Here is a 16,381-nt window from a genome sequence, read left to right as displayed (position 1 = left end):
CCGTCCGGGTGTCTGCAGCCGGACGCCTGGGCTGCCGAAGGTGATGACATGCCACCGGTCGAGCCGCTCGGACTCCTGCAGTCGCTCCTCGGGTGCACCGCCCTGGTGACCTGCTCCGCGCTGGCGCTGTCGGCCTCGCGGGTGCGCTCGATGGCGCCGCGGGTCGCGGTCGCCGGCGCTCTCGCCTCGGCCGCCGCCAACGTCGTCACGCCCGCCGGCCTCGGGGGTTCGGTGCTGGCTGCCCGCCTCCACGCCCGGACCGGCCTGTCCGGTGAGGAGGCGCTCGCCGCCGTCGGGCTGCGGGCGCTCGCGAGCGGGGTCGCCGCCACCCTCGTCGGCGCTGTCGCCGCGCTCTCGCTCGGCGACAGCCCGGCGCTGCCCGGCTCGCAGGTCACCCTGCTCGTCGGGCTCGTGCTCGCGGTCCTCGCGACGCTGGCGCTGCGCTGCCCGCACCGCCGCGGTCGGATGGAGACGGCCGTACGCCGGACCGGTGCGGCCGCCCTCGCCGTCCTGCGCGCCCCTCGCCGCGCCGCCCTCCTGCTCGCCGCCGCCGTCGGCGTGACCGGCGCCCAGCTGGTCGTGCTCGACGGCGCGGTCGACGCGGTAGGTGGGGCGCTCTCGACGGGTTCGCTGCTGATCGCCCTCGTCGGCTCGGCCGCGGCCCGCGCTGCCGTGCCGTCGCCGGGCGGCATCGGCCCGGTCGAGGCCGCCCTGGTCGCCGGCCTCACCGCGCTCGGCCTGCCCGCGGGAGCCGCGCTCCTCGCGGTCGGCCTGCACCGCGTCATCGCCCTCGGCCTGCCGGTGCTGGCCGGCGTCCTGTCCCTAGCGCACCTGCGCCGCCGCCACCTGCTGTGACGCGCAGTGGCATAAGCCTTCCCTGGTGATCGTCTCGCGGCCCCGAGGGATAGCCTCCGGGGGCCATGCAGCGGGGGTCCAGGGAGGCGCACGTGCCCAAGTACGTCTACGACTTCGCCGAGGGCGGCCGGGACATGAAGGACCTCCTCGGCGGCAAGGGCGCGAACCTGTGCGAGATGACCACCCTCGGGCTGCCCGTTCCGCCCGGGTTCGTCATCACCACCGAGGCCTGCACCGCCTACCTCGAGACCGGTGACGTGCCCGCGGAGCTCGCCGCGGAGGTGAGCGAGCACCTCGCGACCCTCGAGGCCGAGCGCGGCAAGCGGCTCGGTGACCCCGAGGACCCGCTGCTCGTCAGCGTCCGCTCCGGCGCGAAGTTCTCGATGCCCGGGATGATGGACACCGTCCTCAACATCGGCCTCAACGACGCGAGCGTCGTCGGGCTCGCCGCCCAAGGCGACGCGCGCTTCGCCTGGGACAGCTACCGCCGGCTCGTCCAGATGTTCGGCAAGACGGTGCTCGGCGTTGACGGGGAGCTCTTCGAGCACGCCCTCGAGCAGGCCAAGCGCGCGAAGGGCACGACCCAGGACCTCGACCTCGACGCAACCGACCTGCAGGAGCTCGTCGCGACCTTCAAGACGATCGTGCGCGACGCCACCGGCGCGGACTTCCCGCAGGACCCGCGGGTGCAGATGGACCTCGCCACCCGGGCGGTCTTCGACAGCTGGAACGGCGAGCGCGCCCGGCTCTACCGCCGCCAGGAGCGCATCCCCGCCGACCTCGGCACCGCCGTCAACGTCTGCACGATGGTCTTCGGCAACCTCGGCATGGACTCCGGCACGGGTGTCGCCTTCACGCGCGACCCCGGCAGCGGCGCGCAGGGCGTCTACGGCGACTACCTGCAGAACGCCCAGGGCGAGGACGTCGTCGCCGGCATCCGCAACACCGTCCCGCTGCAGGACCTCGAGGCCCTCGACAAGGCCTCCTACGACCGGCTCATGGGCATCATGGCCACCCTCGAGAAGCACTACCGCGACCTGTGCGACATCGAGTTCACCGTCGAGCGCGGGCAGCTGTGGATGCTGCAGACCCGGGTCGGCAAGCGCACCGCCGCGGCGGCCTTCCGGATCGCGACGCAGCTCGTCGACGAGGGCGTGATCAGCGAGGACGAGGCGCTCGACCGGGTCACCGGCGCGCAGCTGGCGATGCTGATGTTCCCGGCCTTCGGCGACCACGACGCGCGACCGGTCGCGAAGGGCATGGGCGCGAGCCCGGGGGCGGCCGTCGGCAAGGTCGTCTTCTCCAGCACCGACGCCGTGGCGTGGGCCGCGCGTGGCGAGGACGTCGTGCTCGTGCGACGCGAGACCAACCCCGACGACCTCGCCGGGATGATCGCCGCCCAGGGCATCCTCACCAGCCGGGGCGGCAAGACCAGCCACGCCGCCGTCGTCGCCCGCGGCATGGGCAAGACCTGCGTCTGCGGCGCGGAGGAGCTCGAGGTCGACACCGTCCACCGCACGATCACGCTGAAGGACGGCAGCGTGGTCAAGGAGGGCGACGTCCTCTCGATCGACGGTACGACGGGAGCGGTCTTCCTCGGTGAGGTCCCCGTCAGCCAGAGCCCGGTGGTTCGCTACTTCGAGACCGGCGAGACCGGTGACGACGAGCTCGTCGTGGCCGTCGACCGGCTGGCCCGTCACGCCGACGCGACCCGCCGGCTGCGGGTCCGCGCCAACGCCGACACCCCCGAGGACGCCGAGCGGGCCCGGCGCTTCGGTGCGCAGGGGATCGGGCTGTGCCGCACCGAGCACATGTTCCTCGGCGAGCGCCGCCAGCTCGTCGAGGACCTCGTCCTCGCCGACACCGACGACGAGCGCACCGCCGCGCTGGCCGCCCTGCTGCCTCTCCAGCGCAGCGACTTCGAGGGCATCCTGCGCGCCATGGACGGCCTGCCCGTCACGGTGCGCCTGCTCGACCCGCCGCTGCACGAGTTCCTGCCAGACCTCACCACGCTGTCGGTCGAGGCCGCCGTCGCGGAGGCCACCGGGCAGCCCGCTGACCCCAAGCGCCAGAAGCTGCTCGAGGAGGTCCGTCGGCTGCACGAGATGAACCCGATGCTGGGCCTGCGGGGGGTCCGGCTCGGCCTGGTCATCCCGGGGCTGTTCGGGATGCAGGTGCGCGCGCTCGCGGAGGCGGCGAAGACGCTGCGGGCCGAGGGCCTCGACCCGCGGCCGGAGGTGATGGTGCCGCTCGTCGGCGCCGTCCAGGAGCTCGAGCACGTCCGTGAGGAGGCCGAGCGGATCCTGCGCGAGGTGGGTGTCGAGGCACCGATCGGCACGATGATCGAGGTGCCGCGCGCGGCGCTCACCGCTGGTCAGGTGGCCGAGGCGGCGGAGTTCTTCTCCTTCGGCACCAACGACCTCACCCAGATGGGGTGGGGCTTCTCGCGCGACGACGTGGAAGCCGCGTTCTTCAGCCGCTACCTCGACCTCGGCGTCTTCGGCGTGAGCCCGTTCGAGTCGCTCGACAGGGAGGGCGTCGGTCGGCTGGTCCGCATCGCCGTCGAGGAGGGCCGCGCGGCCCGGCCCGACCTGCACCTCGGCGTCTGCGGCGAGCACGGCGGCGACCCCGACAGCATCCACTTCTTCCACGAGGTCGGACTCGACTACGTCAGCTGCTCGCCCTTCCGGGTCCCCGTGGCCCGGCTGGAGGCCGGGCGCGCGGCGCTCGCCACGCAGAGCAGCGACACCCGCTAGTGCTGCTGCTGTTCAGCAAGACCTTCCGCCGGCTCGTCGGCCTCGTCCTGCTCACCGTCGTCGTGGTGCTCGGAGGGACCGCCGCCCGGGTGTGGTGGGTCGCGCGGCAGGACTCCCGCCCGGTGAGCGACGCGATCGTCGTGCTCGGCGCGTCGCAGTTCGACGGCCGCCCGAGCGCGGTCTTCCAGGCGCGGCTCGACCACGCCAAGGACCTCTACGACGCAGGCGTCGCGCCCGTCGTCGTGACCGTCGGGGGCGGGGCGCCCGGCGACCGCTTCACCGAGGGGGCGGCGGGAGCGTCGTACCTCTCGGGCAAGGGCGTCACGACGGTCGCGGTGGGCGAGGGGCGCGACACGCTGCAGAGCCTGCAGGCCCTCGACCGCCTCTACGCCGACCGCGGGTGGCGCACCGCCGTGCTCGTCACCGACCCGTGGCACTCGCTGCGCGCCCGCCGGATGGCGACCGACCTCGACATCGACGCCGTGACGTCACCGACCCGCAGCGGCCCGGCCGTGCGGACCCGCGGCACCGAGCTGCGCTACATCGTCCGCGAGACCGCGGCCTACCTCTACTACCGGGTGTTCCACCGCAGCAGCGACGCCGGCCCCGACGCGGTCTGACCCCCGCCCGGCTGATCGACGCGGCAAATGCGGTGGACAGCGGCCCTAGCGTGGGCAGCAGCCGAGTGAGAGGGGGTGTGCACGAGATGACTGCATCTGCCGTGTCCTCGTCCACCCTCTCCCCGGGCGCCGCCTGACCGATCGGGCCGCGCCTCCTCCGGAAGGCCACCGCCGTGCTCAGCGACACGAGCGACACCAGCACCAGCACGAGTACGACGACCCGGGCCCGCGTCGCGCGGGTCGACCGCAGCGCCTACGACGTCCTCGTCCCGGGAGACCCCGCGATCCGGCGTGTCCCGGCGCTGGCCAGCACCGGCGTCACCGTCGGGGACTGGCTCGTCCTCGACGCCGACGACCACCCCATCGGCCTCGAGCCGCGCACCAGCCTGATCAGCCGCGGCACCGCCAGCGGCACCAGCCACAGCCAGCTGCTCGCCGCCAACGTCGACGTCGTGCTGCTGTGCGCCGGGCTCACCTCACCGCCACCGCTGCGCCGGCTCGAGCGGCTGCTCGCGCTGGCCTGGGAGAGCGGCGCGACCCCGGTCGTCGTGCTCACCAAGGCCGACGCCTGCGCCGACCCCGACGCCGCGGTCCGGGCCGTCGAGCCCTACGCCCCCGGGCTCGGGGTGCTCGCCGTCAGCGCCGCCACCGGCGACCTCGGTGCGCTGCGGCGCCTCGACACCGCCGGGACCACGATGGTCCTGCTCGGTGCCTCGGGCGCCGGCAAGTCCACCCTCGTCAACGCCCTCGCCGGCGCGGAGGTCATGGCCACCCAGGAGATCCGCGAGGTCGACGGCAAGGGCCGGCACACCACCACGCACCGCGAGCTCGTCGTGCTCCCCAGCGGGGCCGTCGTCATCGACACGCCGGGACTGCGCGGGGTCGCCCTGCACGGCGACGCCGAGCAGGGTCTGGCGCGCGCCTTCTCCGACGTCGAGGACCTCGCGAGCGGCTGCCGCTTCGCCGACTGCAGCCACGTGAGCGAGCCGGGCTGCGCGGTCACGGCGAGCATCGACACCGGCGACCTGCCCGCCGACCGGCTCGAGTCCTGGCGCCGGCTGCAGCGCGAGCTGGCCTACCAGGCGCGCCGCACCGACACCCGACTGCAGGCCGCGGAGAAGGCGAAGTGGCGGGCCATCTGCCGGGAGCAGCGCCAGCGCGGCGGTCGCCCCTAGGGTTGGCCGGGTGTACGACGACAGCGCGCTCGCCCGCTGGGTCGACGAGCCCGACTCGCGCCCCGGCCGCACCGCGTTCCAGCGCGACCGCGCACGCGTCCTGCACAGCGGGGCGCTGCGCCGCCTCGCCGGCAAGACCCAGGTCGTCGAGCCGGCGGGCGCGCAGGCGATGGTGCCGCGCACCAGGCTCACCCACTCGCTGGAGTGCGCGCAGGTCGGTCGCGAGCTCGGCGCGGCCCTCGGCTGCGACCCCGACCTCGTCGACGCGGCCTGCCTCGCCCACGACCTCGGCCACCCGCCCTTCGGCCACAACGGCGAGACCGCGCTCGACGAGGCCGCCCGGCCCGCCGGCGGCTTCGAGGGCAACGCCCAGTCGCTGCGGCTGCTGACCCGCCTCGAGGTCAAGGTCGAGGGCGCCGGCCTCAACCTCACCCGCGCGACGCTCGACGCGGCGACGAAGTACCCCTGGCCCAGGCAGGAGGGCCGACGCAAGTTCGGGGTGTACGACGACGACCGCGCGGTCTTCGACTGGGTGCGCGCCGGCCGCACCGACACCCGCCGCCCGATCGAGTCGCACGTCATGGACTGGGCCGACGACGTCGCCTACTCCGTGCACGACCTCGAGGACGGCGTCGTCGCCGGTCACGTCGACCTCGCGCAGCTGTGCGCGGGGGAGTGGCGCGAGGTCGCGGTCCTCGCCGCCGAGGTCTTCTCCGACGAGAGCGCCGCCGACCTCGAGGAGGTCTTCGGGCGGCTCGTCGCCGAGCCCTGGTGGCCGCGCTCCCACGACGGGACCGCCCGCGACCAGGCCGTGATGAAGAACGCCACCAGCACGCTGATCGGCCGCTTCTGCAGCGCGGCCGAGATGGCGACCCGCGAGGTCCACGGCGACGGCCCGCTGTCGCGCTACGCCGCCGAGCTCGTCGTGCCGCGCGAGGAGCGGATGCAGTGCGCGCTGCTCAAGGCGGTGGCGGCGCGCTACGTCATGGGCCGCCCGGGTGCGGTCGCCCTGCAGGCCCGTGAGCGCGAGGTCGTCTCCGAGCTGGTCGCCCGGGTCGTCGAGACGGCGCCCGACGGCCTTGCCCCGGCGTACGCCGAGGAGTGGGCTGAGGCGGCCGACGACGCCGCCCGGCTGCGGGTGGTCGTCGACCAGGTCGCGGGCCTCACCGACGCCGCCGCGCTGCTCCTGCACAGCCAGCTCGGGACCCCCGCGGGGACCGGCTCAGCGCACTAGAGTGGGACGAGCCGGGTCCTTCCCCCCAGCACGCCCGACAGGTCTCCCCGCTCGCGGGGAGTGAGGAGGAGCTGTGGCCGGCCGCATCCGCGACGTCGACGTCGTCGCCGTGCGCGAGCGGGCCCGGCTCGAGGACGTCGTCGCCGAGAGCGGCGTCGCGCTGCGCCCCGCGGGCGGTGGCCGGCTCAAGGGCCTGTGCCCCTTTCACGACGAGAAGTCGCCGTCGTTCAACGTCAACCCCGCGCTCGGCTTCTACATGTGCTTCGGCTGCTCGGAGTCGGGCGACACGATCAAGTACGTCCAGAAGACCGAGCAGCTGTCCTTCCCCGAGGCCGTCGAGTGGCTGGCCCGCAAGTTCGGTGTCGAGCTGCACTACGAGGAGGGCTCGTCGGCGGCCGGCCGGCAGACCGGCCAGCGCACCCGGCTGGTCGCGGCGCACCGCGCGGCCGCGGAGTTCTTCGCCGAGCAGCTCGGCTCCGCCGAGGCCGTCATCGGGCGGCAGTTCCTCGCCGAGCGCGGCTTCGACCAGGCCGCGGCCGAGGCCTACGGCGTCGGCTACGCCCCGACCGGCTGGGACGTCCTGGTCGGTCACCTGCGTGGGCGCGGCTTCACCACCGAGGAGCTCGTCCTCGGTGGGCTCGCGTCGCAGGGGCAGCGCGGGCCGATCGACAAGTTCCGCGGCCGGCTGCTGTGGCCGATCCGCGACATCACCGGTGACGTCATCGGCTTCGGCGCGCGCAAGCTGCGCGAGGACGACAACGGCCCGAAGTACCTCAACACCTCCGAGACCCCGCTCTACAAGAAGTCCTCGGTGCTCTACGGCGTCGACCTCGCCAAGAAGGAGATCGCCAAGCGCCGGCAGGCCGTCGTCGTCGAGGGCTACACCGACGTCATGGCCGCCCACCTCGCGGGCGTGCCCACCGCGGTCGCGACCTGCGGCACCGCCTTCGGGGCCGACCACATCGGGGTCTTGCGTCGGCTGCTCATGGACTCCGGCGAGCTGCAGGGCGAGGTCATCTTCCTCTTCGACGGCGACGCGGCCGGGCAGAAGGCGGCGCTGAAGGCCTTCGGTGACGACCAGAAGTTCGTCACCCAGACCTTCATCGCGGTGAGCCCTGGTGGCATGGACCCGTGCGAGCTGCGGCTGGCCCGCGGTGACGAGGCCGTCCGCGACCTGGTGTCCTCGCGGGTGCCGCTCGTGGAGTTCGCCGTCAAGGCCGCGTTGGCCCGCTACGACCTCGAGTCCGCGGAGGGCCGGGTGCAGGCGCTCGGCGTCGCGGCGCCGCTGGTCGCGAAGGTCAAGGACCGCGCGCTGCGCCCGGAGTACGCCCGCCGCCTCGCCGGCTGGCTCGGCATGGAGGTCGAGCTCGTCGCCGGTCGGGTGTCGGAGCTCGCGGGTGACCCGCGGACCCCCGCGCAGCGGCGGCCGGCGGCGCAGACCGTCGACCAGACCACCGCGCGGCTGGAGCGCGAAGCCGCCAAGCTCGTCGTGCAGGCCCCGGTGCTGGTGTCCCCGGAGTTCGACGGCCTCGCCGACGAGGCCTTCACCGACGGTGGGCTGAGGGAGGTGCAGGCCGCGGTCGCGAAGGCCGGCGGAGCGGCGTCCGGCGTACCCGGTGAGGCGTGGGTCTCCCGGGTCCTCGAGGCCTGCTCCGACGACGCCGTCCGCCAGCTCGTGACCTCGCTCGCGGTCGAGGCGCTGATCTGCGACGGGGACCCCGACGAGCGCTACGCCACCGCGGTGCTGGGCCGGCTGCAGGAGCTGGCGGTCGTGCGGCGGATCACCGAGCTCAAGCCGGCGCTGCAGCGGATGAACCCCGTCGAGGAGCCGGAGCGCTACCACCGCGTGTGGGCCGAGCTCATCCAGCTGGAGTCGACCGCGCGGGCGCTGCGCGAGCGGGGGCTCGGCGCGCTGTGACCGTCCCCGGCACGGAGCCCGCCCTGCAGGAGCAGGACGACGCCGTGCCGGACGCCGTGCCGGATGCCGGGCCGCCCGTCCACGACGGACCCGCCACCGAGCACCCCGTGGTGGTCGAGCTGCTCGCCCGCGGTCGCGAGAGCGGGTCGCTGCTCGCCGATGAGGTCGCCGAGGCGCTGGCCGTCACCGAGCTGAGCCCGGAGGCGCTGGAGCCGGTGCTCGCCGCGATCTCCGACGCCGGCATCGAGGTCCTCGACCCCGGTGCCGTCGACGACGAGGAGGTCCGCGAGGAGCGGCTGCGCAAGGACGAGGAGGAGGCGCTGCGCACCTCCTCGACGAGCGACCCGGTCCGGATGTACCTCAAGGAGATCGGCAAGGTCGCGCTGCTCACCGCCGACATGGAGGTCGACCTCGCCAAGCGCATCGAGGCCGGGCTGTTCGCGTCGGAGAAGCTCGTCCTCGACACCGACCTGCCCGCCGCGCTGGTGCGTGACCTGCAGGCCGTCGAGCTCGACGGGGTCGCGGCCAAGCGGCAGCTCGTCGAGGCCAACCTGCGGCTGGTCGTGTCGATCGCCAAGCGCTACGTCGGTCGCGGCATGCTCTTCCTCGACCTGATCCAGGAGGGCAACCTCGGCCTGATCCGCGCTGTTGAGAAGTTCGACTACACCAAGGGCTTCAAGTTCTCGACCTACGCGACCTGGTGGATCCGCCAGGCGATCACCCGCGCGATCGCCGACCAGGCCCGCACGATCCGCATCCCGGTCCACATGGTCGAGACCATCAACAAGCTGCTCCGCACCCAGCGCAGCATGCTGCAGCAGCTCGGGCGCGACCCGACTCCCGAGGAGCTGGCCGCCGAGCTCGACCTCACGCCCGACAAGGTCGTCGAGATCCAGAAGCTCGCGCAGGAGCCGGTGTCGCTCGACACGCCCATCGGCATGGAGGACGACAGCCACCTCGGTGACTTCATCGAGGACAGCGACGCCGTCATCCCCGTCGACGCGGCGTCGTTCCTGCTGCTGCAGGAGCAGCTCGCGACGGTGCTGCACACCCTCACCGAGCGGGAGCAGAAGGTCATCGGGCTGCGGTTCGGCCTCGACGACGGCACGCCGCGCACCCTCGAGGAGGTGGGGCGCGAGTTCGGCGTCACCCGCGAGCGGATCCGCCAGATCGAGTCCAAGACGCTGTCGAAGCTCCGCCACCCCTCACGGTCGCAGAAGCTCCGCGACTACCTCGAGTAGCCCGCGAGCCGCCCAGGGCGGGGCTAGAGACCCGGGACGAGCTGGCTGACGGGGATGCCGCAGGTCTCGGCGGCCGCGCGGGCGGAGTCGCGGGCGTCCTCGACGGCCCGCTGGACCGCCGCGGCGTCCTTGCTCGCGGCCGCGGCCCGCAGCGCCTCGAGCTTGCTCGACAAGTCGGAGGCGGCGTCCTTGACCTCCTGGGAGTCCAGCGACTCGACGCGGTCCTGCAGCTTCTTGGCGGTGGCCTCCGCCTCGGCCTGGGTCGGCACCCGGTTGAGCCCCGAGGAGGCGAGGTCGGTGGCGAGCGTTGCGCAGTCCTTGACCTTGGTGGCCGTGTCGATGGCGTCGGAGCAGCCGGTGAGCACGAGGCCGGCGGTGAGGGCGAGGACGATCGGCAGCGGGCGCATGCGCTCAGCGTAGAGAGCCCAGCGGCGCGACTGGCGACACGCGGCACGCCTAGGCTCGGCAGCGTGCTCAGACGTCGACGTGCCCCCGACAGCGTCCGCGCCGCCGTGCCCCCGGGCGACCGGCTCGCCAGCTGGGCGCTCACCCCGGAGGGCTTCCCGGTCGTGGCCACCACACAGGGCCTCGTGCTCCCGGGACGGGACCGCATCTCCTGGCACGCGGTCGAGAAGGCCTCGTGGGACCGGCCCCGGCTGACGGTCCTCGTCCTCGCCGACGGCCCGGCTGTGCAGAGCGGCGCCGGTCCGTCGTACGCCGTGGTTCTGGACGATCCCCGCGACCTGCCCGAGGTGGTGCGCACCCGCGTCACGGGCAGCGTGGCGTGGTCGAGCCACGCCACGCTCCAGCCGTCGGGAGGAGTGCGGGTGGTCGGCCGGCGCAACCCCGACCGCGAGGTGTTCGACTGGCAGCTCGTCTTCGATGTGGGCACCGACCCGACCGACCCGGGCATCCGGGCGCAGGCCCAGGACGTCCTCGAGGCTGCCCGCCGCACCATCGGGTAGTGCTCGCGTTCGTGCCCGAAGGCGTGTGTGTGCCGTTGCGGCGAAGGTCCGGCTGGAGTACGCCTCGGTCGCCGTGGACCACGACGTCGGATCCACGGACGAGAACCGCTTGGAGGTGTGGGTCGACGATGCTGCGGGTCTTCCGCCGCCGCGGCCTCGTCACGCGCTACAGCTGACGGCGCCGCACCCCGACGACCGCGACCGACCCGGCAGTGCCGAGCGCCATCCCGCCGGCGAGCAGCGCGAGCCCGAGCGGGACCTCCTGCGGGCCCACGACGAGCGGGGCGACAGCGACCGGCGCGGGTGTCGTGGTGGCAGGCGACGACGGGGGTACGACGGGAGCCGCCGTGGTGGGCCGGCTCGTCATCGGCGGCGCGACCGCGGGGGTTGTGGCAGGCGCTGGAGCCGCGGGGGCCTTCGTGACCGGCGGGCGGGCCGGGCGGCCGTTGCCGCGCACCACCGGGGCGGGGGACTGCGACGACGCGGACGGCTTCGGGGAGGGGGAGGCGCTGGTCTGCTTGGCGCCGAGAGCGGCGGTCGCATCGACGAGGCCGGAGCCGGCGTCGGCGAGGGCCCGCGCGGTCGAGGTCATCCGCGCGACGACCTGCTGGCGGGTGCGCGAGGGCTGCTGGGCGAACAGCAGTGCCGCGATGCCGGCGACGTGCGGCGCGGCCATCGAGGTGCCGGCCGCGACGGAGTAGCGGTTGCCGGGGTAGAGCGAGGTGACGCACTCGGCCTGGGTGCAGGCGTCCTGGTCGGCCGGGTCGCCGCCGGGTGCGGCGAGGTCGACCCCCGCGCCGCGCTGGGAGTAGGACGCGAGCCCGCCGGAGCGGCCGGTGGCTGCGACGATGAGGGCCGTGTCGCCGTAGGAGTCGGTCACCGGCGCCCCGCTGTTGCCGGCACTGAAGACGACGACTGCTCCGCTGTCCGCGGCCTCGCCGACCGCGGTCGGGATCGCCGAGGAGCTCGACAGGCCAGGCACGTCCGGGCCGAGCGAGAGGTTGAGGACCTGCGCGCCCTGCGACACGGCGTAGCGGATGCCGGCGGCCACGTCGGCGGGTCGACCGACGCAGTCACCGGAGGCCTCGTCGTAGGAGAGGACCCGCACGGGAAGGACTCGCGCGTCGGGGGCGACGCCGTAGGACGACGACGCGACCGTGCCCGCGACGTGGGTGCCGTGGTCGCACGCGTCGCTGCCCTGCCCGGCGCGACAGCTGCCCCCCGTGCAGTCGGCGCCCTGCAGGACCCGGCCCTCGAAGTCGGGGTGGCTGCCATCGACCCAGCTGTCGAGCACCGCGACGGTGACGCCGGCGCCGGAGCGGCCCGCGGACTGGGCGGGGGGGACGGTGGCCTGGTCGGCGTGCCAGGTGCGCTGTTGCGGGGTCCCGGCCGCGGCCGTGGGCAGCACGGCACACGCCACCAGGACGGTGGCGACGGCGAGGGGGGCGCGGTGCACCCCACGACCGTACGTCGAAAGGCCGGCTCAGGCGATGGCGGACAGCGCGGGCGCGTCGGCAGGGTCACGCAGCAGGGCGAGCACGGCGGCCTCGACCTCGCCCTGCACGGCCAGCTCCCCGTGGCCGGTGCCGTCCCCGAGCCGGTCGAGGTCGGAGGCGATCGTGCGCCCGGCCTCGAAGTGGTCGAACAGCCGCGGGTCGATGTAGGACGCGCGACAGACCGCGGGGGTGTTGCCGAGGTAGTCGGCGACCTCGCGCACCACGCGGGCGGCGGCCTTCTTGCGCGCGGTGGGGGAGTGGGCGCTCTCCGCCGACACCGCTAGTCCCACGGCCGCGAGCACGGTCGCCGACCAGGTGCGGAAGTCCTTCGCGGTCCCGTCGCCTCCCGTGACGTCGCGCAGGTAGGCGTTGACGTCGCCGCTCTTCACATCGACCCAGCAGCCGCCGGGGCCCTTCCAAGCGAGCAGCTCGGGCCCACCGCCACGGCGCCGCTTCAGGGCGGTGACGACCGCGACGACGTCGGGCTCGGCGATCGTGGTCTGCCAGTCCTTGCCGCTCTTGCCCGTGAAGCAGAAGGTCGCCTCTCCGCGGGCGACCGTGACGTGGTCTTTGCGCAGGGTGGCGAGGCCGTAGGAGTCGTTCTCCTCGGCGTACCTCTCCCCGCCCACGCGGAAGAAGCCGAGGTCGATGAGGCGCACCGCACAGGCCAGGACGCGCTCGCGGGGGATGCCCTCGAGTGCGAGGTCGGCGCCGATGCGGCGGCGGGCCTCGGGTAGGCAGGCGGCGAAGGACAGGATGCGGTCGTGCTTGGCGAGGTCGCGCTGGACCCGCCAGGCGTCGTGGTAGCGGTACTGCCGCCGACCCCGCGCGTCGACGCCGGTGGCCTGGACGTGTCCGGTGCTGACCGGGCAGATCCAGACGTCGGCCCACGCGGGCGGAAGGACGAGCGCGGCGATGCGGGCGAGGGTGGCGTCGTCGCTGACCCGCTCACCCGCGGTGTCGAGGTAGACGAAGCCCTTTCCGCGCCGACGGCGCGTCAGCCCAGGGCCCGAGCAGCTGACCCGGCGCAGGCGGACCACTCAGGCCTCGCGGGCGGGTGGCATGAGGGCGTCCTCTCGACAGGGGATGGGCCGGGCCGCCCTGCTCGTGCGTCAGGGCGGCCCGGGTCGTGCCGTGATCAGCTCTAGACGGTGGGGGTGCCGGCCTCGATGGTCGCCTTGAACGACTCGAGCGCCCGCTCGACCTTGTCCTGAGGGTCGGCGAAGACCTTCGCGACCGCGTCGCCGACGAGCCCGGCCGGCGGGTCGTAGGCCAGAGAGACCTCGATGCCGGTGGTCGCGCCCTTGTCGTCGAAGCGGACGGCGCCGGAGTTCTTCACCTCCATACCGGAGCTGTCGACCGACGCCCAGGCGATCTTCTGGCCGGGGACGTCCTCGACGATCGTGGCGTCCCACTCGACGGTCGTGCCGAGCGGTCCGCTGACCTTCCAGTGCGTCATCTCGGTGCTGCCGGACTGCGGCGTCACCGACTCGACGTCCGGCATGATCGACGGGAGGTTGGTGAGGCCACGCCACCAGGCGTAGCACTGGTCGGCGGTGGCGTTGACTTCGAGGTAGTGCGCGACGGTGCCCACAGGGCATCTCCTTCAGGTTGTTCCGGGATCAGGCGGGACAGGTGGGGGGCTAGCGGGAGCCGGTGCGGCCGGTCGTGCCGGTGCTGCCGGTCGTGCCAGTGCTGCCGGTCGTGCCGGTCTTCACGGCGCTGCCGGCCTGCGGCGTCGGGCCGGGGGCGCCGACCGTGCCGTTGGTGTCGGGGGTGCTGCTGGTGAGGTCGACGAGGCTGTCGACGCCGGCCCTGGCCTTGTCGGCGGCGTTGCCGGCCACGGTCGCGGCGGCGCTCGACAGCGTCGAGGTGGCCTCCTGCACGGCGGGCATGCCGGCGAGCTCGCGGGCCTTGTCCATGATCTGGGTGTAGCGCTGCTCACCGGCCTTCGCGCCGAGGACGTAGCCGGTGCCGAGGCCGACGAAGAAGCTGAGCTTGCGGATCACGGGGGCCTCCAGGGCGTGTGCGGGTCGTGCTCTTCGGTGAAGGGCTCCTACCCCGCTGGCCTCGTTCCTCACCTTCGGGCATGCTGCGCGTCACCCGGGCCGCCAGCGCCCGGGTGGGGCGGGGGCTCGAGGCACGTGGTGACGCTGCGACGCACGGCGCTGGCCGGTGCCCTCGTGGTCGTCGCGGCTGCGGCTCCGCTCGGGGCGTCCGACCCGCGCGTCGAGGTCGTCCTCGCCGGGTCGCCCCTCGCCGGCACCCTCGCGCTGCCGTCCGGGTCGGGCCTGCGGCCCCCCGCACCCGACGTCGCGCCGGTGCCGTCCCAGCCCGCAGACCTGCCACGGCGTACGACGCCAGGCACGCGGGCCACCCGGTCGGGCACCGCGCGCCCCAGCGAGGCGGTCCGTCGAGGACAGGCGGCGCTCGCTTCCCTGGACTGGCCGTGGCAGGAGCTCTACTTCGACGTGGAGTTCGCGCCCTACCGCGGGCGCTTCCTGGGGCTGACCGACGCGGGGACGCGCACCATCACCGTCTTCGTGCGGCGGGAGCAGCCCGAGGGCGACCTGCGCACGACCATCGCGCACGAGCTCGGCCACGCGCTTGACGCCGTGACGGGGACGCCGGAGATGCGGGCGGCCTACCTGCGGCTGCGGGGGATCGACCCGGCGACGCCGTGGTACCCCTGCGACCGGTGCGACGACCTGCGCTCACCGGCGGGCGACTTCGCGGAGACCTTCGCCCGCTGGCTCGTCGGGCCGGCGTACGCCCGTCGCACCCTGGCCCCGCCACCCGACACCGAGCAGCTCGAGGCGCTGGACTACTTCTTCAGGCCGTTGTCGGAGCGCCAGGCGTAGTCCTTCAGGGCGGTGAGCTGCGCCGCTCCCGCGTGCTCGATCGTCCAGAGCCCCGCGCCGATCGCGCCGCCGCGCCGGCTGGCGTCGAGGAAGCGCAGGGTCTCCGCGCGGCTCGGCGTGCCGCGGCGCCCGCCCTCGGTGCCCATGTCGTAGGCCTGCCCGACGGGGTGGACCGGCAGCATCTTCCCGAGGAAGGCCAGGGACTCGCCGACCAGCTTCCCGGGCTCGTTGCACGACCAGTAGACCATCGGCGCGAAGACGTCGGCGTAGGCAGGGAAGGAGGTGTAGGGGAAGGACGCGATGCGCTTGGGCGTCGGCCGGGGGATCGTCGCGACGACCGGTCGGGTGCCGGCGTGCCTGCGGACGAGGCTGAGGTAGAGCTGCACCCGGCGCGGTGTCGCGAAGGTGCCCTCGGCGCTGGTCTCGACGTCGGGGGAGAAGGCGTCGATGCCTGCGGCGAGCGCCCTGCGGGCCCGCTCGGCGTCGGCGACGGGGTCGGACAGGAAGGGGAAGTCCCAGGCGACGACGGTCATCCCGAGGGCGTGCGCCTGCGGGACGAGCCGTGGCAGGAACTGGTCGCCGTAGTAGCCCTGCCGGCTGCCGCCGGTGCGGACCCAGACGCTCTGCGCACCCGAGCGCTTGGCCTTGGCGAGGGTCGCCTCGACGTCGAGCGGGGTCTTGCCGAAGGTCGTCACCCAGACGCCCTTGCCGCTGACAGCACGCAGGTCGGTGGCCTTCGGGCCGGGCGGCAGCGCCGCCGGCAGGTCGGCGTCGAGGACCTTCGGAACGGGCTTGGGCTTGGGCTTGGGCTTGCCGGGGGTGGTCGGACGGCGTACGGCGGGACAGCCGCTCAGTGGGGGCGCCGGCGGCAGCGGTCGCGGCTGCGCGGCCTGCGGCACGGCCTTCCTGCTCGGCGCCGGCGCGGCCGCCTTCTTCGTCGCGGCGGGTGTCGGAGTGGCCGTCGGGACGATGCTCGCGACCCCGGCGGGGACGGCGTCGACCCGCTGCGGCCCGTCGTGGACGGCCACGGCGACGCCGCCCGCGAGCGCGATCGCAGAGGCGGCCGCGACAAGAGCGCGGGTCAGGTCCAGCACGGGTCCAGTGTGCGTGATCCACGGCGAACCCGTGGGCTCCTGTGCGCTAGGCTTTCGTCTCGCTGCCGGGAGACCGGCGCGGTCCCCCATAGCTCAATTGGCAGAGCATGCGACTGTTAATCGCAGGGTTTCTGGTTCAAGTCCAGATGGGGGAGCTTCAGCTCCG

15 protein-coding genes and 1 tRNA gene are annotated in these 16,381 nt (G+C 74.1%); 10 read left to right on the top strand and 6 right to left on the bottom strand.

Annotated elements, in window-relative coordinates; all coding sequences use genetic code 11:
- The first annotated feature begins 48 nt into the window (after positions 1-48).
- From Q8R60_08970 to rpoD, 7 genes are all read left to right on the top strand, one after another.
- Positions 49-855: a lysylphosphatidylglycerol synthase domain-containing protein gene (locus Q8R60_08970; GenBank protein MDP3712600.1), complete on the top strand. Its 807-nt coding sequence runs from the start codon at positions 49-51 to the stop codon at positions 853-855.
- A 92-nt stretch (positions 856-947) separates the two neighbouring features.
- Positions 948-3,611, top strand: a complete 2,664-nt coding sequence (gene ppdK, locus Q8R60_08965; protein ID MDP3712599.1) for a pyruvate, phosphate dikinase — start codon at positions 948-950, stop codon at positions 3,609-3,611.
- Positions 3,611-4,231, top strand: coding sequence for a YdcF family protein (locus tag Q8R60_08960; GenBank protein ID MDP3712598.1), 621 nt, complete (start codon positions 3,611-3,613; stop codon positions 4,229-4,231). The genes ppdK and Q8R60_08960 overlap by 1 nt, the downstream gene beginning before the upstream one ends.
- A 173-nt stretch (positions 4,232-4,404) precedes the next feature.
- Positions 4,405-5,406, top strand: coding sequence for a ribosome small subunit-dependent GTPase A (rsgA, locus tag Q8R60_08955; protein ID MDP3712597.1), 1,002 nt, complete (start codon positions 4,405-4,407; stop codon positions 5,404-5,406).
- 10 nt (positions 5,407-5,416) lie between these two features.
- Complete coding sequence (locus tag Q8R60_08950; GenBank protein MDP3712596.1) at positions 5,417-6,640, top strand: deoxyguanosinetriphosphate triphosphohydrolase; 1,224 nt, start codon at positions 5,417-5,419, stop codon at positions 6,638-6,640.
- A 73-nt stretch (positions 6,641-6,713) separates the two neighbouring features.
- Positions 6,714-8,558 carry a DNA primase gene (gene dnaG / locus Q8R60_08945; GenBank protein MDP3712595.1) on the top strand — a complete coding sequence of 615 codons (1,845 nt, stop codon included), beginning with the start codon at positions 6,714-6,716 and terminating at the stop codon, positions 8,556-8,558.
- Complete coding sequence (rpoD, locus tag Q8R60_08940; protein MDP3712594.1) at positions 8,555-9,799, top strand: RNA polymerase sigma factor RpoD; 1,245 nt, start codon at positions 8,555-8,557, stop codon at positions 9,797-9,799. The genes dnaG and rpoD overlap by 4 nt, the downstream gene beginning before the upstream one ends.
- Positions 9,800-9,822: 23 nt before the next feature.
- Here the strand turns inward: rpoD and Q8R60_08935 are convergent, their stop codons facing one another.
- On the bottom strand, positions 9,823-10,206 hold the full coding sequence (locus Q8R60_08935) for a hypothetical protein (GenBank protein MDP3712593.1): 384 nt from the start codon (positions 10,204-10,206) through the stop codon (positions 9,823-9,825).
- 63 nt (positions 10,207-10,269) lie between these two features.
- Between Q8R60_08935 and Q8R60_08930 the strand changes: the two genes are divergently transcribed.
- Positions 10,270-10,764 carry a hypothetical protein gene (locus Q8R60_08930; GenBank protein ID MDP3712592.1) on the top strand — a complete coding sequence of 165 codons (495 nt, stop codon included), beginning with the start codon at positions 10,270-10,272 and terminating at the stop codon, positions 10,762-10,764.
- A gap of 166 nt (positions 10,765-10,930) precedes the next feature.
- Here the strand turns inward: Q8R60_08930 and Q8R60_08925 are convergent, their stop codons facing one another.
- The 4 genes from Q8R60_08925 to Q8R60_08910 all read right to left on the bottom strand — a co-directional run bounded on the left by Q8R60_08925 (position 10,931) and on the right by Q8R60_08910 (position 14,269).
- Positions 10,931-12,220, bottom strand: coding sequence for a S8 family serine peptidase (locus Q8R60_08925; protein MDP3712591.1), 1,290 nt, complete (start codon positions 12,218-12,220; stop codon positions 10,931-10,933).
- Positions 12,221-12,247: 27 nt separating this feature from the next.
- Positions 12,248-13,300 carry a DNA topoisomerase IB gene (locus Q8R60_08920; protein ID MDP3712590.1) on the bottom strand — a complete coding sequence of 351 codons (1,053 nt, stop codon included), beginning with the start codon at positions 13,298-13,300 and terminating at the stop codon, positions 12,248-12,250.
- Positions 13,301-13,404: 104 nt separating this feature from the next.
- On the bottom strand, positions 13,405-13,854 hold the full coding sequence (locus Q8R60_08915; protein MDP3712589.1) for an SRPBCC family protein: 450 nt from the start codon (positions 13,852-13,854) through the stop codon (positions 13,405-13,407).
- A 49-nt stretch (positions 13,855-13,903) separates the two neighbouring features.
- The gene (locus Q8R60_08910) at positions 13,904-14,269 is read right to left on the bottom strand and encodes a hypothetical protein (GenBank protein MDP3712588.1); all 366 of its coding nucleotides are present in this window, start codon (positions 14,267-14,269) and stop codon (positions 13,904-13,906) included.
- Positions 14,270-14,407: 138 nt separating this feature from the next.
- Between Q8R60_08910 and Q8R60_08905 the strand changes: the two genes are divergently transcribed.
- Complete coding sequence (locus Q8R60_08905; protein ID MDP3712587.1) at positions 14,408-15,121, top strand: hypothetical protein; 714 nt, start codon at positions 14,408-14,410, stop codon at positions 15,119-15,121.
- Here Q8R60_08905 and Q8R60_08900 read toward each other — a convergent pair.
- A complete protein-coding gene (locus tag Q8R60_08900; GenBank protein MDP3712586.1) occupies positions 15,085-16,215 on the bottom strand; it encodes a hypothetical protein in 1,131 nt (376 codons plus the stop codon). The two genes, Q8R60_08905 and Q8R60_08900, sit on opposite strands and share 37 nt — an antisense overlap.
- An 82-nt stretch (positions 16,216-16,297) precedes the next feature.
- Here Q8R60_08900 and Q8R60_08895 point away from each other — a divergent pair.
- A tRNA-Asn gene (locus tag Q8R60_08895) sits at positions 16,298-16,370 on the top strand.
- Positions 16,371-16,381: the final 11 nt, after the last annotated feature.

The organism is Mycobacteriales bacterium (assembly GCA_030697205.1).
Taxonomy (GTDB): domain Bacteria; phylum Actinomycetota; class Actinomycetes; order Mycobacteriales; family SCTD01; genus JAUYQP01.
The sequence above is the reverse complement of the archived record's forward strand: the minus strand, read 5'-3'. Positions and strand labels throughout refer to the sequence as shown.

What these genes read in the sequence shown, in the direction of transcription:
- Q8R60_08970 (MDP3712600.1), top strand. Translation starts at nt 49, where the DNA reads ATGCCACCGGTCGAGCCGCTCGGACTCCTGCAGTCGCTCCTCGGGTGC.
- Q8R60_08935 (MDP3712593.1), bottom strand. Translation starts at nt 10,206, where the DNA reads ATGCGCCCGCTGCCGATCGTCCTCGCCCTCACCGCCGGCCTCGTGCTC.